Source organism: Pseudomonas sp. S30 (genome assembly GCF_016518545.1).
Taxonomy (GTDB): Bacteria; Pseudomonadota; Gammaproteobacteria; order Pseudomonadales; family Pseudomonadaceae; genus Aquipseudomonas.
Genome location: NZ_JACVTO010000023.1, coordinates 1 through 19328, shown reverse-complemented (window position 1 = coordinate 19328; position 19328 = coordinate 1). Strand labels below are relative to the sequence as shown.

The following is a 19328-nucleotide window of genomic DNA, read 5'->3' as shown; positions in this document are numbered from 1 at the left end:
GCTAGACGGACCGTCATTCCACGGGCTTACCAAATGGCTGATATGTCGACCCCATTCGCTTATGCAAAACGCCTCGGCGCTGTACTGGCCTACATCGACGATAACCTCGAAGGTGACCTGTCGGTGAACGCCTTGAGCCGTGTGGCGAATTTCTCGGCGTTTCACTTCCATCGGCAGTTCAGCGGGTTCGTGGGCGTGCCCGTTTCACGCTATGTGCAACTGATGCGACTACGCCGTGCCGCGCATCGTCTGGCCGCCTGCTCGGACCATCCGATACTGCAGGCCGCGCTAGATGCCGGCTTCGAAAGCCCGGAGGCCTTCGCCAGGGCCTTCAGGCGGGCGTTCGGCATGACGCCGAGTGCGTTCAGGAAAGCGCCGAACTGGCAGGTCTGGAATGCGGTGTTCTCAATCCCTCATTTTTCCAGGACGATCATCATGCAAGTACGAATCGTGCAATTTTCCGAAGTCAGGGTCGCGGCGTTGCATCACTGCGGGCCTGCCGCGCGGGTCGATGAAAGCGTTCGCCGGTTCATCGACTGGCGCAAGCAGAGTGGACAGTCGCCGGTGGCGTCCAGTCGCAGCTTCGGCATTCCCTACGGCAACCCAGACACCACGCCGGACCAGGACTTTCGCTTCGCGATCTGTGGCGAGATCCACGAGCCCGTGGCGCCGAACGCGTTCGGCGTGGGCGAAATCGTCATCCCCGGTGGTCGTTGCGTCGTGGTGCGCCATGTGGGGTCACCGGATCATATCGGCGAAACGATCTATCCGATCTACCGCGACTGGCTGCCGTCCAGTGGCGAGGAACTGCGCGATGAACCGTTGTTCTTCCACTACTTGAGCGTGTATCCCGAGACGCCGCTGGATCAATGGCAAACCGACGTGTACGTGCCGTTGCAGTAAGCAAACGAACGGCTTTACCGCTGCTCCGGTACCGCGTGCGCCAGGCCGCGGCGAACCGGGGCGCGGCGCTTCACACCTCGCGCAGGAACAGCCGCTGCACCTCGCCCTCCTGGGTGTTCAGCCAGTGCACCCGGTGACCGCTGTTGTGCGGCGTGTCTTCCAGGGTCGCTACGCGATGGCCCAGGTGGTCGCGCAGGTGGCACACCAGGCCTTGTTCGTCCAGCTCCAGGGGTTCGATCTTCCATGGCTCGGTGACCGTGGCCACTCGGTAGAAGCCCAGGTAGCCGTTGCTGCTGATGCCCAGTCGCTTGGTCGAGGGGCGGCCTGAGCTGTCGCTGGGTGGGCCGGGAATGGTGATGTCGAACAGCAGGCGGTTGCCCTCGCTGGCACGGAACCTGAAGGTCATGATCGGGCTGTCCTGGTCGCCGCCGGCCTGCAGCCAATCGTCCTTGTCGATGCCTGTCCAGTTGAACTTGTCGCGGGCGCGGCTCAGGCGCAGAGGCGTCAGCCCGTGGGGCTTGAGCAGGTAGAGTCGGGCGCGCAACGTGCGGGCATAGGCGCTATTGAGGTCGTCTGACATGGTCTGTGGCTCCGTCGCAGTGGGAGTCAGCAGTGTCCGCACCTCGAGCAGGCAGGTGCAGCATCAAGCGCTTCAGCGCGAGGCGTGAGTGCCCTGTGGCCTCACCCGCTCCCCTGCGCCCAGGCTTTTCAGGCAGCGCCTAGGCCGCTGGCTTGTCTTCGAGCAGCATGAACAGGCGATACAGCACCACGCTGCTGAACAGTTGCAGGAAGCCACTCAGGCTGTCCAGCGCCAGTTGCACGCCCGGTCGTGGTTCGGGGAACAGCGTCAGCAGCAGGCCGTCCAGCAGCCACAGTGGCGCCAGCACCGCCAGCACGCAACTGAGGATGCGCAGGAAGTGGCCCTTGGTCAGGCGTGCGCTGGCGCGCATCGATTCGATCACCGGCAGGCCACGCAGCACCAGCAGGTACTCGGCGAAGACCAGGTTGATCATCACCCAGATACCTGGCAGCACGAACAGCGCCAGGCCCGCCATGATCAGCAGCGAACTGAGCAGGATCAGCAAGGCCAGGGTGGGCCACAGCTGCACGGCGCGGGCGAACAGGTCGCGCTTGGGCGTCTCCTGGCCGCGGCTGCGGGTGTCCAGATAGAGGATCAGCGCGGCGCTGTACAGCGGGTAGAACAGCAGGCTCACCAGCATGGCGTAGGCGGGCGAAGCATCCTCGCCCAGGTGGCGCTGCAGCAGCTGGGTGAACAGGGCTTCGAGCACCACCAGCGGCAGGCACAGCTGCACGATGCGGGTGAAGTGGCGGCGGAAGAAGTACAGCGAGTCGCGCAGGATGGTCAGCGGGTTCATCGGTCCGTATCGCAGCAAGAAAAGCGGTGCGCTACTTTAGCCCAGCTGCGCCAGCCTGAAAAAATTTTCATTGCGCAGGCGATTGAATCCGTCATCCGCGCGCCCCATCTTGATCGATGTACGCTGTTTCGCATGGCCCACGAGGTAAGCCCATGAACACTGAAGAACAAACCCTGATCGACGGCCTGTTCACCCGCATCAAGCAGGCCGAGGATCCGCAGCAGCCCCGCGATGCCCAGGCCCAGGCGCGCATCGAGGAGCACCTGCGCCAGCAACCGGCGGCGCCTTACTACATGGCCCAGGCGATCCTCGTCCAGGAAGCGGCGCTCAAGCAGCTCGATGCCCGCAACAAGGAACTGGAAGCCGAACTCAAGCAGGCCCGCGAGAAGGCTCAGGAAGCCCCGCGCAGCAGCGGTGGCGGGTTCCTTTCCGGGTTGTTCGGCGGTGGCAGCTCCGGCGGCCGTCCTGCGCCCGAGCCTCAGCGCTCGGTGGCTCCGCCGGCCTCGGGCGGTGGTTGGCGCGAGCCGCCGCCACAGGGCTACACGCCGCCACCTCAGGCTCAACCCCAGGGCTTCGGCGCAGCGCCGGCGCGCGGCGGCGCCAGCAGCTTCCTGGGCGGTGCCATGCAGACGGCCGCTGGCGTGGCCGGTGGCGTCTTGCTGGCGCAGGGCATCAGCAGCCTGTTCAGTCACCATTCCCAGCCCGACGAAGTGGTCGAGGTGATCCGCGAAGAACCGGCGCCGGCCAGCGACACCGGCGGCTGGAACGACCAGGACAGCCATCGCCAGGTGGCCGACAACAACGACTGGAGCAACTGTCAGGACGGCGGATTCGCCGATAGCGACTACGACGCCAGCGGTGGCAGCTTCTTCGACGATGACGACACCTTCGTCTGAGGCTCAGGCATACTGACGCAGACATCGGGGCGCCTGGCGCCCCTTTTTTGCGGCCCGCAGGTCGCCCTGACCGTTGAGCGCCTGACCCTGGGAGCCGTTGCACCGTGAAGAAGATCGCCCTGTTCGCCGATGTGCAGAACCTCTACTACACCGTGCGCCAGGCTCATGGCTGTCACTTCGACTACAGCGCGCTGTGGGCGCAGGTCAGCGCCCAGGGACAGATCGTCGAAGCCCTGGCCTATGCCATCGACCGCGGTGACAGCAAGCAGCAGCAATTCCAGCAGATCCTGCGCACTCTGGGTTTCGAGGTGCGCCTGAAACCCTATATCCAGCGTAGCGACGGCTCGGCCAAGGGCGACTGGGACGTGGGCATCACCCTGGATGTGTACGAGGCTGCCAGCCGGGTCGACCTGGTGGTGCTGGCCTCCGGCGATGGCGACTTTGACCAGTTGCTGGAACGGGTGATGCGCCGCTTCGGTGTGCAGACGCTGGTCTACGGTGCGCCGGGGTTGACGGCGTTGTCGCTGGTGCGCGCGGCCACGCGCTACGTGCCGATCGACGGCGAACTGCTGCTCAAGCGCTGACGCCCTCAGAGCCGCTTGCCGTTGCCTTGCAGATGACCCAATGGCACTCGCCGCTCCAGCGGGCTGGACAAGACGATCGCCGTCTTGCTGAAACCCAGCTGCGACACCTGGTCGATCAACGTCTCGAGCTCGGGCATCGAGCCCACGGCGGCCTGCATGATCACGCAGGAGTCGCCGGTGACCCGGTGGCACTCGGTCATCTGCGGGATGCGCGCCAGGGCCTCGTAGGCCTGCTGGTTACCGTGGCTGTTCAGGCGCAGTTCGATGACGCACTGGATCGGCAAGCCGATCTTTTCCAGGTCGACCTTGGCGGTGTAGCCGGTGATCACGCCACTGGCCTCCAGCTTGGCGACCCGCTCGGCCACTGCCGGCGGTGACAGATTGACCTGGCGGGCGAGCTGGGCGTAGGAGGCGCGGCCGTCTTCGAGCAGTGCGGCCAGGAGCAGACGATCGTACTTGTCCATGGGACCTCGGGTGGTCGTTCATGATCGATGGTAAAGCGTAGCCAATACCGTGGATTGAAAAGTGTATCGGCCAATTAAAGCCCTTTTGTAGCTTATTTTTCCATTCGTGCCTTTCTAGACTAGAGCATCCGAAAACGGAATTCGAGCGCCCCTCATGCCTACCTCCCGTCGTTTCCCCTGGTTGCTCCTGGGCGCTTTCATGGCGCTTTACCTGGTCTGGGGCTCCACCTATCTGGCCATTCGCATCGGGATCGAGTCATGGCCGCCGATGCTCATGGCCGGCGTGCGCTTTCTCATCGCCGGCAGCCTGCTGTACGGCTTTCTGCGCTGGCGTGGAGCACCGGCGCCCACCTGGGCGCAGTGGCGCTCGGCTGGCGCCATCGGCTTTCTGCTGCTCAGTTGCGGCAATGGCGGGGTGACCCTGGCCGAACATGCCGGCGTCGCCTCGGGCGTGGCCGCGCTGGCGGTGGCCACCGTGCCGCTGTTCACCCTGATGTTCGGCCTGTGCTTCGGTCATCGCAACTCGCGCCTGGAATGGGCAGGGATCCTGCTGGGGCTGGTCGGGATCGCCCTGCTCAACCTGGGCTCGAACCTGCAGGCCAGCCCCATGGGCGCGGCGCTGCTGGTCTTCGCCGCCGCGGCCTGGGCCTTCGGCTCGGTGTGGAGCAAGCAGCTGCCGCTGCCCCAGGGCGCCATGGCCAGCGCGGCCGAGATGCTGGTGGGCGGTGCGGCGTTGCTGATCGGCAGCCTGCTCAGCGGTGAACGCCTGACCCAGATGCCCAGCGCGGCCGGCTGGGGAGCGCTGGCTTATCTGGTGCTGTTCGGCTCGATCCTGGCGTTCAGCTCGTACATGTACCTGCTCAAGCATGTGCGTCCGGCCGCCGCCACCAGTTACGCCTACGTCAATCCGGTGGTGGCGGTACTGCTGGGTATCGCCTTCGCCGGCGAACGGATCGGCGCCGAGGAAGCCCTGGCCATGGGCGTGATCATCGGTGCGGTGGTGCTGATCGGCCTGCCGCAGTGGCGCCGCGCGCCGCGTCAGGTGGCCTGACAGGGGAGGCCACGGCGAGGGCAGGCTTGCGGTAAACTGCCGCCTTCGCTGAACCCCTCTGACGGTACACCCATGACTTTCGCCAAACTCGGCCTGATCGAACCCTTGCTGCGCACCTTGCAGGCGCTGGGCTACTCCACCCCCACACCCGTCCAGGCCCAGGCCATTCCAGCGGTGCTGGCCGGCCGCGACCTGATGGCCGCCGCGCAGACCGGCACCGGCAAGACCGCCGGCTTCGCCCTGCCGGTGCTGCAGCGCCTGGCCCTTGAAGGCGCCAAGGTGGACAGCAACTCGATCCGTGCCCTGGTGCTGGTGCCCACCCGCGAGCTGGCCGAGCAGGTTCACGCTACGGTCCGCCAGTACGCCGAGCACCTGCCGTTGAGCACCTATGCGGTGTATGGTGGTGTCAGCATCAACCCGCAGATGATGCGCCTGCGCCGTGGTGTCGACCTGCTGGTGGCCACGCCCGGGCGGCTGCTCGACCTGTTCCGCCAGAACGCCCTGAAGTTCGGCCAGGTGCAGACCCTGGTGCTGGACGAAGCCGACCGCATGCTCGACCTCGGTTTCGCCGAGGAACTGCAAGCGGTGTACGCCGCGTTGCCGCGCAAGCGCCAGACGCTGCTGTTCTCGGCCACCTTCTCGGAACAGATTCGGCTGCTCGCCGGGCTGGCGCTGAACGATCCGCTGAGCGTGGAGGTGAGCCCGCGCAACGCGGCGGCCACCACCGTGCGCCAGTCGCTGGTGCCGGTGGACAAGAAACGCAAGGCCGACCTGTTCTGCCACCTGCTGCGCAAGCAGCGCTGGAGCCAGGTGCTGGTGTTCGCCAAGACCCGCAATGGCGTCGATCAGCTGGTCGAGCGCCTGCTCGCAGAAGGCGTGAAGGCCGACGGGATCCACGGTGATCGGCCCCAGGCGACGCGTCAGCGCGCCCTGGACAGCTTCAAGGCCCGCGAGATCCAGGTACTGGTGGCCACCGACGTGGCGGCCCGTGGCCTGGACATCGACGACCTGCCGCTGGTGGTCAACCTCGACCTGCCGATCGTTGCCGAAGACTACGTGCACCGCATCGGTCGTACCGGCCGCGCGGGCAACAAGGGCGAGGCGATCTCGCTGGTGTGCGCAGACGAGGTGCAATTGCTGTCGGCCATCGAAACCCTGATTCGCCAGACCCTGCCACGCCATGAGGAAGCGGACTTCATCCCTGATCATCGGGTGCCGATGACCGATGCCAGTGGCCAGGTGCTGAAAAAGCCCAAGAAACCCAAGAAGCCCAAGAAGCCCAAGGAGAACAGCGCCAAGCGCGGGCTGGGCAAATGGATGGACAGCAGCGACGACGCAGCCCCGACCGTCAAGCCGGTGCGCAAGGTGCCGAGCTTCGGCGGGCCGCGCAAGCGCAAGCCCTGAGTCCGTGCGCTAGCCGAGAGGCCGCGCACCCAGCCAGCGTGCGGCGGCCTGGCCGGCACGCCGGCCGCTGGCGAAGCAGGCTGTCAGCAGGTAGCCGCCGGTCGGTGCTTCCCAGTCGAGCATCTCGCCGGCACAGAACACGCCAGGCACGTTGCGCAGCATCAGGCCCTCGTCCAGGGCTTCGAAACGCACGCCACCGGCACTGCTGATGGCTTCGTCCAGCGGTCGCGTGCGCAGCAGTTCGATGGGCAGCGACTTGATCGCCTGGGCCAGGCGCTCGGGGTCGGCGAAGCTCGCCTGGTCGGTGAGCTCGCGCAGCAGCGCCGCCTTCACCCCGTCGATGCCCAGCTGGCCGTGCAGGTGCCTGGCCATCGAACGCGAACCACGCGGTCGGGCCAAGGCCTGGGCGATTTTGTCCACAGATCGATCCGGTAGCAGGTCCAGCAGCAGGGTGGCACGGCCCTCGCGCTCGATGGCGCTGCGCAGCGGCGCGGACCAGGCATACACCAGGCTGCCTTCGACGCCCTGCGCGGTGAGGATGAATTCGCCCTTGCGCGGCGCGCTGCCGGGCATGCTCAGGGCGATGTTCTTCAGCGGTGCGCCGGCGAACTTTGCCTTGAGCAGTTCGCTCCATCCCGACACCTCGAAACCGCAGTTGCTCGGGCGCAGCGCAGAGATATCCACAGCCCGCTCGGCCAGCAGCGGCACCCAGGCGCCATCCGAGCCCAATCGTGCCCAACTACCGCCGCCCAGGGCGAGCACCACGGCATTGGCCTGCACCAGGCGCTCGCCCTGTGGACAACCGATTCGCAAGGCGCCGTCGGCGCTCCAGCCGAGCCAGCGGTGGCGGGTGTGGATAACCACGCCGGCCTCGCGCAGGCGCTTGAGCCAGGCGCGCAGCAACGGCGCGGCCTTCATGTCGGTCGGGAACACGCGGCCCGAGGTGCCGACGAAGGTGTCGATGCCCAGGTCATGGATCCACTGGCGCAAGGCCGGGCCGTCGAAATCGCGCAGCAGCCCATCGATGGCCTGTTGGCGCTCGCCATACCGGCCGACGAACGCCGGGTAGGGCTCGGAGTGGGTGATGTTCATGCCACCGACGCCCGCGAGCAGGAACTTGCGTCCTACCGACGGCATGGCATCGAACACCTCCACCCGCGTGCCCGCCTGGGCCAGCGCTTCGGCCGCCATCAGGCCGGCGGGTCCGGCGCCGATGACGGCGACAAGGGGGGCGGAGGCGGGGTGCGAGTGGGTCATGGGGACGCAAGTGGCTGTGGAAAAGAGCGCGCATTCTACCTCAGCACCCGCCGACCGGCACTGTACAAAAAACGATCAGTTACTTGCAGGTCAGGCAGTTACAGGGCTGTAGCGGCTTTCGCGCAGGTTATCCACAGGCGGTTCCACAGTCACTGTGCGTAACCCAGCACCCTTGCGGCGCTGTGGTGCAGGATGCCGTGGCGTCGAGCCAGGGCTTCGCGGTCCTTGCTGTACCCGCCGCCGATCACACCGGCTACCGGGATGTCACGGCCCAGGCAGTGACGCAGCACGGCTTCGTCGCGGGCTGCCACGCCTGCGTCGGTGAGCTGCAGATAGCCCAGGGCATCGTCCTTGTGCACGTCGACGCCGGCGTCATAGAGCACCAGGTCGGGCTGGTACAGGGGCAGCAGGTAGTTCAGCGCGTCGTCGACCACCTGCAGATAAGCCTGGTCGCCCATGCCCCGCGGCAGCGGGATGTCCCAGTCGCTGCGGGCCTTGCGCGCCGGGAAGTTCTGCTCGCAATGCAACGACACGGTGATGGCCTCGGGCGTGTCTTCGAGGATGCGGGCGGTGCCGTCGCCCTGGTGCACGTCGCAGTCGAAGATCAGCACCCGCTGCACGCGACCGGCTTCGAGCAGGTAGCGGCTGATCACCGCCAGGTCGTTGAAGATGCAGAACCCGGCCGGGTAGTCGTAGTGGGCATGGTGGGTGCCACCGGCCAGGTGACAGGCCAGGCCGTGCTGCAACGCCATCTCGGCGGTCAGCAGCGAGCCGCCGACCGCGCGCACGGTGCGTCGCGCCAGGGCTTCGCTCCAGGACAGGCCGAGGCGGCGCTGGTCCTCGCGGGACAGCTCGCCGTGCAGGTAGCGCTCGATGTAGCCGCGGTCGTGGGCCAGGGCGAGGATATCGTTCGGGCAGATCTGCGGGCGCAGCAGCGCCGCCTCGCTGGTCACCTCACTGCTCACGAGGTGGTCGCGCAGCAGGCGGAACTTGTCCATGGGAAAACGATGCTCGGGCGGGAACGGGGGGCTGTAGTCGTCGTGATAGATCAGCGGCAGGGGCATGGCGTGGGTCGCGGCCTGGGAGCAATGGGCATCTTGCCAGTGTGCTTGGAACGGACGCAACCGCGCAGGTGCCGGCGGTCAGCGGCGGGTGGTCGCCAGCACCCGGCGCCAATCCGGTTCGTTGAGGCGGCCCAGGATTCGCGCGTGGCCGTGGTCGTCGAGGGAGACGAACAGGGCGCTGGCGTAGGCGGCGCGGCGGTCGGCGGGGTCTACCTGGAAATCGCGTTCGAAGTGATCGATGCAGCCGCTGTGGGTCACCAGCACCAGGTTGTGGCCGCTGCGCTTGCGATCCAGCGCCTGTTCAGCGAACCCGCGATCGCAGTCCTCGAGCCAGTTTTCGCTGGCGACTGTGGCACCGATCAGAAAATGCGCGGTCTGCCGGGTGCGCAGTTTCGGGCTGCTCAGCACGTCCGCCCCGCCTAGCCCCAGTTGTTGCAGACCTTCGCCCACGTGCTGCGCGGCCTGGCTGCCGGCCACCGTGATGCCGGTGCTGTCGTCCAGGCAGCGGCCGGGGCTGCTGTCGCAGCGCTCGGCATGGCGGACCATCACGATGACGCCGCCTTCGGCCCAGCGTTGCAGCAGGCCACTGGCGTCGAGTTGTGCTTCGTCGGCAAGGTTCACGACCGTTGTCCTCGTCAGTGCCCAGAACAGGATGCTGGCGCTGATCAGCACCAGGCCGATGACCAGGGCCCTGATCTTGCCGGTGCGGCTGATCCACGGGACTGGGGTGCTCAAGGGCAGGGTTGGCAGGGGGTGGCTCGAAAGCATGTACAGGCTCCAGCAGGAGAAGGCCGCAGGCGGAGTGGGCGAATGCGCGGCATTGTGCGAAGCGATCTGTGCCTGCGCGGTGAAGCCGGTGTGAAAAATGCGTGGGTCTGCCAACATGGGAAAATCTTCATCCAGCCCCTAGGCTATGAATCGCCGTGCCCTGTACTTGGAGCCTTGTTCATGACCCCGATCCTCACCCTGCAAAGTGCCCGGCTGATCCTGCGCCAGTGGCAGGACGACGACCTGCCGGCCTTCGCCGAGATGTGCGCCGACCCCCAGGTGATGCGTTACTTTCCGGCGCCGCTCAGCCGGCTGGAATGCGCTGCGCTGATCGGTCGGGTGCGGGGCCATTTCAACGAATACGGCTACGGGCTCTGGGCGCTGGAGCGGATGGACAGCGGCGCGTTCATCGGCCTGACCGGGCTGCTCAATGTCAACTTCGAGGCGCCGTTCGCGCCGGCGGTGGAGGTGGGCTGGCGCCTGGCCAGGCGGCACTGGGGGCAGGGGTTCGCCAGCGAAGCGGCCTGGACCTGCCTGCGGTGCGCCTTCGCCCAACTTCACCTGGACGAGGTGGTGTCCTTCGCCAGCCAGCACAACGTGCCTTCGCAGAAGGTGATGCAGGCCATCGGCATGGTCCAGGACCTGGCAGGCACGTTCGAGCATCCGCGTTTGCCGCCGGGCCATGCGCTGCGCCCGCACGTGCTGTACCGCATCGACCGGGCCCGATGGGAGCAGACCTTGCGCAGTTGAACGGCACTCGGGCGCGGCGGCGCTGACAAATTCTGTATCATCCGCGCCATCCCTGATTGCCGTAATGCCCTAGGAGACACCACCGATGAGCCACGTACTGGACGACCTGGTCGACCTGCTCAGCCTCGAACCCATCGAAGAGAACCTGTTCCGTGGCCGCAGCCAGGACCTGGGCTTCCGTCAGCTGTACGGCGGGCAGGTGCTGGGCCAGTCGCTGTCGGCAGCCAGCCAGACCGTCGAGGATGCCCGCCATGTGCACTCCCTGCATGGCTATTTCCTGCGTCCGGGCGATGCCAGCATGCCGGTGGTGTACTCGGTCGACCGGGTGCGCGATGGCGGCAGCTTCAGCACGCGGCGGGTCACGGCGATCCAGAAGGGCCAGCCGATCTTCACCTGCAGCGCCTCGTTCCAGTACGACGAAGGCGGTTTCGAGCATCAGAGCGCCATGCCCGACGTGCCGGGCCCGGAGGATCTGCCCACGGAGGTGGAACTGGCGCGGGCCATGGCCGACAAGCTACCCGAGCGCATTCGCGACAAGGTGCTGTGCGCCAAGCCCATCGAGATCCGCCCGGTGACCGAGCGCGATCCGTTCGACCCCCAGCCGGGCGATCCGGTCAAGTACGCCTGGTTCCGCGCTGACGGCAACCTGCCGGACGTACCGGCGCTGCACAAGTACCTGCTGGCCTACGCTTCCGACTTCGGCCTGCTGACCACGGCGTTGCAGCCCCACGGGCGCTCGGTGTGGCAGAAGGACATGCAGATCGCCAGCCTGGACCACGCCTTGTGGTTCCACCGCGACCTGCGCGCCGACGAGTGGCTGCTGTACGCCACCGACAGCCCCTGGGCGGGCAATGCCCGCGGCTTCACCCGTGGCAGCATCTACAACCGGGCCGGGCAACTGGTGGCGTCCAGCACCCAGGAAGGGCTGATCCGCCACCGCAAGGACTGGGCATGAGCCTGCGCGAGGCGCGTCACTGGGTGTTCGACATGGACGGCACCCTCACCGTGGCGGTGCACGACTTCGCCGCCATTCGACGGCACCTGGAGATTCCTCCGGAAGACGACATTCTCGGCCACTTGGCCGCGCTGCCTGAAGCCGAGGCGGCGGCCAAGCACGCCTGGCTGCTCGACCACGAGCGCGAGCTGGCCCTGGCATCCACTGCGGCGCACGGCGCCGTGGAACTGGTCCGCGAGCTGGCCGCGCGGGGCTGCCGGCTGGGCATTCTCACGCGCAATGCCCGCGAACTGGCGCACCTCACCTTGCAGGCCATCGGCCTGGCCGATTGCTTCGCCGCCGAGCAGGTGCTCGGTCGCGACGAGGCCGCGCCAAAACCGCAGCCGGCGGGGCTGCTGCACATCGCCCGGGCCTGGAACGTGGCGCCAGAGGCGCTGGTGATGGTCGGCGATCACCGCCACGACCTGGACTGCGGCCGCGCCGCCGGCGCCCGTACCGTGCTGGTCAACCTGCCGGAAAACCCCTGGCCCGGCCTTGCCGACTGGCATGCCCGCGACTGCGCGGCGCTCAAGGCCCTGCTCGACTGAAACCGGCGGGCGAAAGGGGGTGTCGTTACATCCCATGACATCGCGCTACATTCTCGAACACAGGCCAGGGCAGGGCGCCGACTAGAATGCGCGGCTGAATGAGACCGATTCTCCATCAGCCATCCGCAGTCGCAGGAGCCCTCATGTCCGCCTTCCTCCGCTACGCTCGGCGCGCGCTGCCGTACGTCGTTGTCTTCATGGCCAGCCTCGGCCTGGCCCAGACCGCCAGCGCCGTTCAAGTCACCGATGTGCTGGGGCGCAAGGTGGAGATGGACCATGCGCCGCAGCGAATCGTGCTGGGCGAGGGGCGGCTGTTCTTCGCCCTGGCGCTGCTGGACCGTGACAACCCGTTCCAACGGGTGGTCGGCTGGCAGAACGATATGCGCCTGCTCGACCCTCACACCTTCCAGGTGTATGCCAAGCGTTATCCACAGGTGGCCAAGCTGCCGCTGATCGGCCAGGCCTCGGAGCAGAGCGTGAGCGCCGAGCAGATCCTCGCGCTCAAGCCGGACCTGGCGATCTTCAGCATCGCCGGCGAAGGCCCGACCCAGCACAGCCCGGTGGCCGACCTGCTGGAACAGGCCGGCATCCCGGTGCTGTTCATCGATTTCCGGGTCCACCCGATCGAGAACACCCGGGTCAGCCTCCAGGCGCTGGGCACTTTGCTCGGGCGCGAACAGCAGGCGCAGCAGTACCTGAGCTTCTACGACCAGCACCTCGAGCGCGTCACCGACCAGGTAGCGGCACTGGGCGATCGGCCGCGGCCGAAGGTGTTCCTCGAGCTGCTGGCCGGTGTCTGGCAGGCGCCGGGGCACACCACCGGCAAGAGCGGCCTGGGCAGCGTGGTCCAGGCCGTGGGAGGGCACAATATCGCCGCCGACGTGGTGCCCGGCGCGCTGGGCGACGTGAGCGTGGAGTACGTGCTCAAGGCAGATCCGGATGTCTACATCGCTACCGGCAACCGTGCCCCGGGCGTGCTGCTCGGCGCCGGCGTGAGCGCCGATACCGCCCGCCAGAGCCTGGCGAAGATCACCGCACGGCCCGAGTTCGCGCCCCTGCGACCGATTCGCGATGGCCAGGCCCATGGCCTGTGGCATGACTTCTACAACTCGCCGTTCAACATCCTGGCCATCGAGGCCATGGCGCGCTGGATTCATCCCGAACAGTTCAAGGACCTCGATCCGCAGGCGACCCTCGGGCAGATCAACCAGATGCTCGAAGTCGGCCTGGATGGCCACTACTGGATCGACGCGAAGTGACCGCGCAGGCCTTGCCCGGGGTCGAGCAGGCGGCGCACGCCTATCGCCGCCTGCTGTGGCGACGCGCTGGCCTGGTCGGCGCGCTGGCCGCACTGTTGCTGCTGGCGGTACTCGGCGATTTGGCCAGCGGCGCCTCGGGCATGGGACTGGGGCAGTTGCTGCACGGGGTGCTCGAACCCGACACACTCAGCGCCACGCAGCGGGTGATCATCTGGAACGTGCGCCTGCCCTATGCCCTCATGGCAGTGCTGGTGGGCGCGGCGCTGGCACTGGCGGGCGCCGAAATGCAGGCGATCCTCGACAACCCGCTGGCGAGCCCCTTCACCCTGGGCGTGTCGTCGGCCGCTGCGCTCGGCGCCTCGCTGGCCATCGCCTACCCGCTGACGTTCGCCTGGGTCTCGCCCAGCGCACAGGTCACGGTGATGGCCTTCGTCTTCGCCTGCCTGTCGGTGCTGTTGCTGCAGGGCATGTCGCGGCTACGGGGCGCCGGGGTCGAGAGCCTGGTGCTGTTCGGCATCGCCCTGGTATTCAGCTGCAACGCCCTGGTGTCGTTGCTGCAACTGCTGGCCACCGAGGACGTGCTGCAGCAACTGGTGTTCTGGACCCTCGGCAGCCTGGCCAGGGCCAACTGGCAGAAGCTCGGGATCCTCGCCGGGGTGCTGGCGCTGGTACTGCCTTTTTCGTTGCGCAGCGCGCCGGCCATGACCCTGCTGCGCATGGGCGAGGACCGCGCGCGCAGCTTCGGCGTGGATACCCGACGTCTGCGCGTGGCCTCCCTGTTGCGCATCAGCCTGCTGTCGGCCACGGCAGTGGCGTTCGTCGGCACCATCGGGTTCATTGGCCTGGTCGGTCCGCACATCGCTCGCCTGCTGGTGGGCGAGGATCAGCGCTTCCTGCTGCCGGCCAGTGCGTTGGTCGGGGCCTTGCTGCTGTCGCTGTCGTCGATCGCCAGCAAGCTGATCCTGCCCGGGGTGATCGTGCCGGTGGGCATCGTCACCGCCCTGGTGGGCGTGCCGGTGTTCGTGGTGCTGGTGTTCAAGCGCGGGAGACGGCTGTGAGCCTGCGTATCGACGGCGTGTCGGTGGCCTACGGGCGACGCTCGATCATCGAGGGCCTGAGCCTGCCGGAACTGCCGGCCGGCAGCCTGGTGGCGCTGGTAGGGCCCAACGGTGCCGGCAAGTCCACCCTGTTGCGTGCCCTGGCCGGGCTCGAGCGAATGAGCGGCGCCGTGCACCTCGACGGGCAGGACGTCACGCGCCTGAACTTCGCCGAGCGCGCCCGCCGCCTGGCCTACATGCCGCAGCAGCTGCCGCCGGGTCTGGCGCTCGGGGTGCTGGAGAGCATCGTCGCGGCTCTGCGCGTGGGCGCCGCCGATGACATGCTGGGCTCCGCGTTCGAGGCCCTGCGCCAACTCGGCATCGAGCACCTGGCCGAGCAGGGGCTGGACAGTCTCTCGGGCGGTCAGCGCCAGTTGGTCGCCCTGGCCCAGCTGTTGGCCCGTAATCCGCAGGTACTGCTGCTCGACGAGCCCACCAGCGCCCTGGACCTGCATTACCAGCTGCGGGTGATGGATGCCGTGCGCGAGCGCGTGGCACGGCATCGCCTGCTGGCGGTGGCGGTGCTGCACGACATCAACCTGGCGGCCAGCCATGCCGATTGCCTGGTGATGCTGGAAAAGGGCCGGGTGGTGGCCTGCGGTACGCCGCGCGAGGTGCTCCAACCCGAGCGACTGGCCCAGGTGTACGGGGTTCAGGCACGGGTCGAGCGGTGTTCCCAGGGCCGCCTACAAGTGCTGGTGGATCGGGCGCTGCGCTGAACGCAGGTCAGTCCGGCAGCAAACGGTCGCGGCTGTTGGACAGGTGCAGGCAGAGCGCCGCACGTGCCGCATCGGCATCCTGGCGTGCAATGGCGTTGAGGATCGCTTCATGCTCCAGGTTGGCCAGGTAGGCCTGGCGCGCCAGCTTCGCACCGCCGCGCTCGGCCTGGGTCATGCGGTTGCGCGGGATCAGGCCGTTGCCCAGCTGTAGCAGCATCTCGCTGAAATAGACGTTGCCGGTGGCCTCGGCGATCAGCAGGTGAAAGCGCCGGTCGGCTTCGATGCAGCTGTCGCCGGCCGCGGCCCGGTCCTGATAGTCGTCCAGTGCCTGGCGCATGCGTGCCAAGTGCCCGGCATCACGGCGCAGCGCCGCCAGGGCGGCGGCCTGGCCCTCCAGGCCCATGCGCAACTCCAGCAGGTCGCGTACATCCGCCGCGCTGTGCGCGGCGATGCGCAGGCCGGCCTGTGGCTGGCGCTCCATGACGAACGTGCCGATGCCGTGCCGAGGTTGCACCAGGCCCGAGGCCTGAAGCTTGGACAAGGCTTCGCGCACTACCGTACGGCTCACCCCATGCTCACGGACCAGCGTGTTTTCCGAGGGCAGCTTGTCGCCCGGCTCGAAGGTGCCGAGCAGAATCTGCTGGGTCAGGTGCGAGACCAGTTCGTGGGCGCGGCTGTGACCGCGGGTGCGCGCATGGCCGGAGGTCATGAAGTGTCTCCTGTCGGTTTTGCTTGTACGACAAGTTAATCGATAAAAATATTTTCTGCCGAATAATTTACCGAAGAAGCTGTTCATCACATGATCAGTGATAGCGGTTTCGGTGAATTTAGGCAGATTTATCGCTTGTATTTCGCCATTTGAGTGATGTTCTGGATCTTGTCGTACAACCGTGTCGACCCTATGCTCGTGTCACTGCCCTGTCAGACAACCCCGACCCGCACAAAAACAATTAGTGGGAGATCCGCAAGTGAACGACACCCTCGCTCCGTCCGCTCGAAACGACGGCGACGCGTTGGCCAGTGCCGTGGCCAAGGTCAAACGCCACGTCCTGCCGCTGTTCGTCATCATGTTCATCGTCAACTACCTCGACCGCGTCAACATCGGCTTCGTGCGTCCGCACCTGGAGAGCGACCTGGGTATCAGCGCCGCCGCCTTCGGTTTCGGCGCTGGCCTGTTCTTCATCGGCTACGCGCTGTTCGAAGTGCCGTCCAACATGCTGCTGCAGAAGGTCGGGGCGCGCCTGTGGCTGACGCGCATCATGTTCACCTGGGGGCTGGTGGCCACGGCCATGGCCTTCGTGCAGAACGAAACCCAGTTCTATGTGTTGCGCTTTCTGCTCGGCGTGGCCGAAGCCGGGTTCTTTCCCGGCGTGATCTACTACTTCACGCGCTGGCTGCCGGCCGCAGAGCGCGGCAAGGCGATCGCCATCTTCCTCAGCGGCTCGGCCGTGGCTTCGCTGATTTCCGGCCCCCTGGCCGGTGCGCTGATGCAGATCCAGGGCCTGGGGCTGCATGGCTGGCAATGGATGCTGTTCATCGAGGGCATGGCCTCGGTGGCGCTGTGCTTCTTCGTGTTCTTCTGGCTCGACTCCAATCCCCAGGACGCTGCATGGCTGAGCCCGGCCGAGCAAGCCGCGCTGGTAGCCACCATCGACCGCGAACAGCAGGCGCGCGAGGCCATGGGCACGGTGCGGACCTCGGCCTGGAGCTTGCTCAAGGACCGCCAGATCCTGCTGTTCTGCCTGATCTACTTCTGCATCCAGCTGACCATCTACGCCGCCACCTTCTGGCTGCCGAGCATCATCAAGCGCATGGGCGATCTGAGCGACCTGCAGGTCGGCTTCTTCAACTCCATCCCCTGGCTGATCTCGATCCTGGCCATGTACGCCTTCGCCGCCGGCTCGGCGCGCTGGAAGTACCAGCAGGCCTGGGTCGCCGGCGCCTTGATCGTGGCGGCCATCGGCATGTTCATGTCCACCACCGGTGGGCCGGTGTTCGCCTTCGTCGCCGTGTGCTTCGCGGCCATCGGCTTCAAGTCGGCGTCGTCGCTGTTCTGGCCGATCCCCCAGGGCTACCTGGATGCACGCATCGCAGCGGCGGTGATCGCCCTGATCAACTCGATCGGCAACCTCGGCGGCTTCGTGGCGCCGACCACCTTCGGCCTGCTGGAGCAGCAGACCGGCTCCATTCAAGGCGGCCTCTACGGCCTGGCAGTGACCTCGGTCCTGGCGGCCATCGCCATTTTCTTCGTGCGCACTCGCCCCAAGGGTGCCGACTTCGATGCGCTCCAGACGGCCTCGGGCCTTCGCCACACTCACTGACCCCTGCGAGACCACGACCATGAATATGCCCGTACCTTCCTCCGTTCATGCCAGCACCCCGGTGGTCACCGAGCTGCGCGTGATTCCCGTGGCCGGCCACGACAGCATGCTGCTCAACCTCAGCGGCGCCCATGGCCCGTACTTCACCCGCAACGTGGTGGTGGTGCGTGACAGCGCCGGCAACACAGGACTCGGCGAGGTGCCAGGCGGCGAAAAGATCCGCCAGACCCTGGAAGACGCCCGCAGCCTGGTGCTGGGCCAGCCGATCGGCCATTACCAGCGTGTGCTCAATGCCATGCGCCAGACCTTCGCCAACCGTGACTCGGCAGGCCGTGGCCTGCAGACCTTCGACCTGCGCATCACCGTGCACGCGGTGACGGCCATCGAGTCGGCGCTGCTCGACCTGCTCGGCCAGCACCTGAATGTGCCGATGGCCGCACTGCTGGGCGAGGGCCAGCAGCGCGAGGCGGTGAAGATGCTCGGCTACCTGTTCTACATTGGCGACCGCCGCCGGACCGACCTGGCCTATCGCGACGAAGCCGACAGCGACGACGACTGGTTCCGTGTACGCCATGAACCGGCCCTGACCTCGGAAGCGGTGGTGCGCCTGGCGGAAGCGGCGCAGGCTCGCTATGGCTTCAGCGATTTCAAGCTCAAGGGCGGCGTGCTGCGCGGCGAAGAGGAAATCGAGGCCGTCACCGCACTGGCCGAACGCTTCCCCCAGGCGCGCATCACCCTGGACCCCAACGGCGCATGGTCCTTGCAGCAGGCCATTGCCCTGTGCCGCGACCAGCAGGCGGTGCTGGCCTATGCCGAAGACCCGTGCGGCGCCGAGAACGGCTACTCGGGGCGCGAGGTGATGGCCGAGTTCCGCCGCGCCACGGGCCTGCGCACCGCCACCAACATGATAGCCACCGACTGGCGGCAGATGGGCCACGCGATCCAGTCGCAGGCCGTGGACATCCCGCTGGCCGACCCGCATTTCTGGACCCTGCAGGGCTCGGTCCGGGTGGCGCAGATGTGCCACGACTGGGGTTTGACCTGGGGCTCGCACTCCAACAACCACTTCGACATTTCGCTGGCGATGTTCACCCAGGTGGCGGCAGCCGCACCGGGCGACATCACGGCCATCGATACCCACTGGATATGGCAGGACGGCCAGCGGCTCACGCGCCAGCCGCTGCGTATCGTCGATGGGCACGTGGCGGTGCCGAGCCGGCCGGGGTTGGGGGTGGAGCTGGACGAAGAGCAGCTGGCCAAGGCGCATGCATGCTATCTCGGCCTGGGCCTGGGGGCACGCGATGACAGCGTGGCCATGCAGTACCTGGTTCCGGGGTGGTGCTTCGACAACAAGCGGCCCTGCCTGGTGCGTTGAGCACTGGGTGGCCTGGCAGCCCGTTCGCCCGGTGTACGCCGGGTGATCGTCCTGCAGGCGCTCGCGCAGCAGTGCGATGATTCCCTTCGGTTCGTGCCGCCCAGGGCGTGCCCGAACCGCTCGCTTACCTGTTGCCCGCCCTGCGCTCGGTTCGCGTCGGGCAGGCGTAGGCAGACGCCTGGCAACAGCAGCCCCGGGGGACCGGGGCTTTTTTTGATTCTTCATGAATTGCCGGGAAAGTGATTCTTGATCTTCGTGAAAAAGAATTCTCTATTCTGGTAGCCGTAAGCCATCCGTTTTATTGCCTTGACTCGGTTGTTTGCGGGCGGGCTTGTCATGGCGCAGGCTCGGCCTCCTCGCCTCGAACACGATCGATCACTTCTCGGCCATAGTTGGCGACCCTGCGGAACAGGTCATTGATCACGCGTGTTTGCGAACGATGACTGCCCCCCAATAGAGCACGCACGTATTATATCGTGCATAAGTACGCCGGTTTTT

20 protein-coding genes are annotated in these 19328 nt (G+C 66.7%); 13 read left to right on the top strand and 7 right to left on the bottom strand.

Translation table 11 applies throughout. The features are described 5' to 3' along the window. The first annotated feature begins 33 nt into the window (after positions 1–33). Positions 34–903, top strand: a complete 870-nt coding sequence (locus tag IAE34_RS20935) for an AraC family transcriptional regulator (RefSeq protein ID WP_200140860.1) — start codon at positions 34–36, stop codon at positions 901–903. Positions 904–973: 70 nt separating this feature from the next. Here IAE34_RS20935 and IAE34_RS20930 read toward each other — a convergent pair whose 3' ends face one another. Both IAE34_RS20930 and IAE34_RS20925 read right to left on the bottom strand, forming a co-directional pair. Continuing rightward, entirely contained in the window at positions 974–1483 is a 510-nt protein-coding gene (locus IAE34_RS20930; protein WP_200140859.1) for a hypothetical protein, read from the bottom strand. A 139-nt stretch (positions 1484–1622) separates the two neighbouring features. Next, positions 1623–2279: a YciC family protein gene (locus IAE34_RS20925; RefSeq protein ID WP_200140858.1), complete on the bottom strand. Its 657-nt coding sequence runs from the start codon at positions 2277–2279 to the stop codon at positions 1623–1625. A gap of 152 nt (positions 2280–2431) precedes the next feature. Here IAE34_RS20925 and IAE34_RS20920 point away from each other — a divergent pair, with 152 nt between their 5' ends. Continuing rightward, positions 2432–3175: a DUF2076 domain-containing protein gene (locus tag IAE34_RS20920; protein ID WP_200140857.1), complete on the top strand. Its 744-nt coding sequence runs from the start codon at positions 2432–2434 to the stop codon at positions 3173–3175. A gap of 104 nt (positions 3176–3279) precedes the next feature. Continuing rightward, a complete protein-coding gene (locus IAE34_RS20915; RefSeq protein WP_200140856.1) occupies positions 3280–3759 on the top strand; it encodes an NYN domain-containing protein in 480 nt (159 codons plus the stop codon). 5 nt (positions 3760–3764) lie between these two features. Here the strand turns inward: IAE34_RS20915 and IAE34_RS20910 are convergent, their stop codons facing one another. After that, positions 3765–4223 (bottom strand): Lrp/AsnC family transcriptional regulator, encoded by a 459-nt coding sequence (locus IAE34_RS20910; protein WP_200140855.1) that lies wholly within the window; start codon positions 4221–4223, stop codon positions 3765–3767. A 154-nt stretch (positions 4224–4377) separates the two neighbouring features. On the opposite strand from IAE34_RS20910, the gene yedA reads away from it, so the two are divergent. Both yedA and IAE34_RS20900 read left to right on the top strand, forming a co-directional pair. Continuing rightward, positions 4378–5274, top strand: coding sequence for a drug/metabolite exporter YedA (gene yedA / locus IAE34_RS20905; protein WP_200140854.1), 897 nt, complete (start codon positions 4378–4380; stop codon positions 5272–5274). Between the two features lie 72 nt (positions 5275–5346). Further along, a complete protein-coding gene (locus IAE34_RS20900) occupies positions 5347–6678 on the top strand; it encodes a DEAD/DEAH box helicase (protein ID WP_200140853.1) in 1332 nt (443 codons plus the stop codon). A 9-nt stretch (positions 6679–6687) separates the two neighbouring features. On the opposite strand, the gene IAE34_RS20895 is transcribed toward IAE34_RS20900, so the two are convergent. From IAE34_RS20895 to IAE34_RS20885, 3 genes are all read right to left on the bottom strand, one after another. Further along, the gene (locus tag IAE34_RS20895; RefSeq protein WP_200140852.1) at positions 6688–7935 is read right to left on the bottom strand and encodes a TIGR03862 family flavoprotein; all 1248 of its coding nucleotides are present in this window, start codon (positions 7933–7935) and stop codon (positions 6688–6690) included. 149 nt (positions 7936–8084) lie between these two features. Further along, positions 8085–8999 carry a histone deacetylase family protein gene (locus IAE34_RS20890; RefSeq protein WP_200140851.1) on the bottom strand — a complete coding sequence of 305 codons (915 nt, stop codon included), beginning with the start codon at positions 8997–8999 and terminating at the stop codon, positions 8085–8087. 78 nt (positions 9000–9077) lie between these two features. After that, positions 9078–9884, bottom strand: a complete 807-nt coding sequence (locus IAE34_RS20885) for a histidine phosphatase family protein (RefSeq protein ID WP_442793239.1) — start codon at positions 9882–9884, stop codon at positions 9078–9080. A 63-nt stretch (positions 9885–9947) separates the two neighbouring features. Here IAE34_RS20885 and IAE34_RS20880 point away from each other — a divergent pair, with 63 nt between their 5' ends. The 6 genes from IAE34_RS20880 to IAE34_RS20855 all read left to right on the top strand — a co-directional run bounded on the left by IAE34_RS20880 (position 9948) and on the right by IAE34_RS20855 (position 15134). Next, positions 9948–10517 (top strand): GNAT family N-acetyltransferase, encoded by a 570-nt coding sequence (locus IAE34_RS20880; RefSeq protein ID WP_200140850.1) that lies wholly within the window; start codon positions 9948–9950, stop codon positions 10515–10517. A gap of 85 nt (positions 10518–10602) precedes the next feature. Further along, complete coding sequence (gene tesB, locus IAE34_RS20875; protein WP_200140849.1) at positions 10603–11472, top strand: acyl-CoA thioesterase II; 870 nt, start codon at positions 10603–10605, stop codon at positions 11470–11472. Continuing rightward, positions 11469–12059 (top strand): HAD family hydrolase, encoded by a 591-nt coding sequence (locus tag IAE34_RS20870; protein WP_200140848.1) that lies wholly within the window; start codon positions 11469–11471, stop codon positions 12057–12059. The genes tesB and IAE34_RS20870 overlap by 4 nt, the downstream gene beginning before the upstream one ends. Positions 12060–12256: 197 nt before the next feature. Beyond that, positions 12257–13318, top strand: coding sequence for an ABC transporter substrate-binding protein (locus tag IAE34_RS20865; protein ID WP_233631285.1), 1062 nt, complete (start codon positions 12257–12259; stop codon positions 13316–13318). Next, positions 13315–14376 (top strand): FecCD family ABC transporter permease, encoded by a 1062-nt coding sequence (locus tag IAE34_RS20860; protein ID WP_200140846.1) that lies wholly within the window; start codon positions 13315–13317, stop codon positions 14374–14376. Before IAE34_RS20865 ends, IAE34_RS20860 begins: the two co-directional genes overlap by 4 nt. After that, the gene (locus tag IAE34_RS20855; protein WP_200140845.1) at positions 14373–15134 is read left to right on the top strand and encodes an ABC transporter ATP-binding protein; all 762 of its coding nucleotides are present in this window, start codon (positions 14373–14375) and stop codon (positions 15132–15134) included. The genes IAE34_RS20860 and IAE34_RS20855 overlap by 4 nt, the downstream gene beginning before the upstream one ends. A 7-nt stretch (positions 15135–15141) precedes the next feature. Here IAE34_RS20855 and IAE34_RS20850 read toward each other — a convergent pair whose 3' ends face one another. Beyond that, positions 15142–15843, bottom strand: a complete 702-nt coding sequence (locus IAE34_RS20850) for a FadR/GntR family transcriptional regulator (RefSeq protein WP_200140844.1) — start codon at positions 15841–15843, stop codon at positions 15142–15144. 259 nt (positions 15844–16102) lie between these two features. Between IAE34_RS20850 and IAE34_RS20845 the strand changes: the two genes are divergently transcribed. Both IAE34_RS20845 and gudD read left to right on the top strand, forming a co-directional pair. Continuing rightward, positions 16103–17455: an MFS transporter gene (locus IAE34_RS20845; protein ID WP_200140843.1), complete on the top strand. Its 1353-nt coding sequence runs from the start codon at positions 16103–16105 to the stop codon at positions 17453–17455. A 25-nt stretch (positions 17456–17480) separates the two neighbouring features. Next, positions 17481–18830 carry a glucarate dehydratase gene (gudD, locus tag IAE34_RS20840; RefSeq protein ID WP_442793240.1) on the top strand — a complete coding sequence of 450 codons (1350 nt, stop codon included), beginning with the start codon at positions 17481–17483 and terminating at the stop codon, positions 18828–18830. The last annotated feature ends 498 nt before the right edge of the window (positions 18831–19328 follow it).

What these genes read in the sequence shown, in the direction of transcription:
- IAE34_RS20935 (WP_200140860.1), top strand. Translation starts at nt 34, where the DNA reads ATGGCTGATATGTCGACCCCATTCGCTTATGCAAAACGCCTCGGCGCT.
- IAE34_RS20930 (WP_200140859.1), bottom strand. Translation starts at nt 1,483, where the DNA reads ATGTCAGACGACCTCAATAGCGCCTATGCCCGCACGTTGCGCGCCCGA.
- IAE34_RS20925 (WP_200140858.1), bottom strand. Translation starts at nt 2,279, where the DNA reads ATGAACCCGCTGACCATCCTGCGCGACTCGCTGTACTTCTTCCGCCGC.
- IAE34_RS20920 (WP_200140857.1), top strand. Translation starts at nt 2,432, where the DNA reads ATGAACACTGAAGAACAAACCCTGATCGACGGCCTGTTCACCCGCATC.
- IAE34_RS20910 (WP_200140855.1), bottom strand. Translation starts at nt 4,223, where the DNA reads ATGGACAAGTACGATCGTCTGCTCCTGGCCGCACTGCTCGAAGACGGC.
- yedA (WP_200140854.1), top strand. Translation starts at nt 4,378, where the DNA reads ATGCCTACCTCCCGTCGTTTCCCCTGGTTGCTCCTGGGCGCTTTCATG.
- IAE34_RS20900 (WP_200140853.1), top strand. Translation starts at nt 5,347, where the DNA reads ATGACTTTCGCCAAACTCGGCCTGATCGAACCCTTGCTGCGCACCTTG.
- IAE34_RS20895 (WP_200140852.1), bottom strand. Translation starts at nt 7,935, where the DNA reads ATGACCCACTCGCACCCCGCCTCCGCCCCCCTTGTCGCCGTCATCGGC.
- IAE34_RS20890 (WP_200140851.1), bottom strand. Translation starts at nt 8,999, where the DNA reads ATGCCCCTGCCGCTGATCTATCACGACGACTACAGCCCCCCGTTCCCG.
- IAE34_RS20885 (WP_442793239.1), bottom strand. Translation starts at nt 9,884, where the DNA reads ATGTTGGCAGACCCACGCATTTTTCACACCGGCTTCACCGCGCAGGCA.
- IAE34_RS20880 (WP_200140850.1), top strand. Translation starts at nt 9,948, where the DNA reads ATGACCCCGATCCTCACCCTGCAAAGTGCCCGGCTGATCCTGCGCCAG.
- tesB (WP_200140849.1), top strand. Translation starts at nt 10,603, where the DNA reads ATGAGCCACGTACTGGACGACCTGGTCGACCTGCTCAGCCTCGAACCC.
- IAE34_RS20870 (WP_200140848.1), top strand. Translation starts at nt 11,469, where the DNA reads ATGAGCCTGCGCGAGGCGCGTCACTGGGTGTTCGACATGGACGGCACC.
- IAE34_RS20865 (WP_233631285.1), top strand. Translation starts at nt 12,257, where the DNA reads ATGGCCAGCCTCGGCCTGGCCCAGACCGCCAGCGCCGTTCAAGTCACC.
- IAE34_RS20850 (WP_200140844.1), bottom strand. Translation starts at nt 15,843, where the DNA reads ATGACCTCCGGCCATGCGCGCACCCGCGGTCACAGCCGCGCCCACGAA.
- gudD (WP_442793240.1), top strand. Translation starts at nt 17,481, where the DNA reads ATGCCCGTACCTTCCTCCGTTCATGCCAGCACCCCGGTGGTCACCGAG.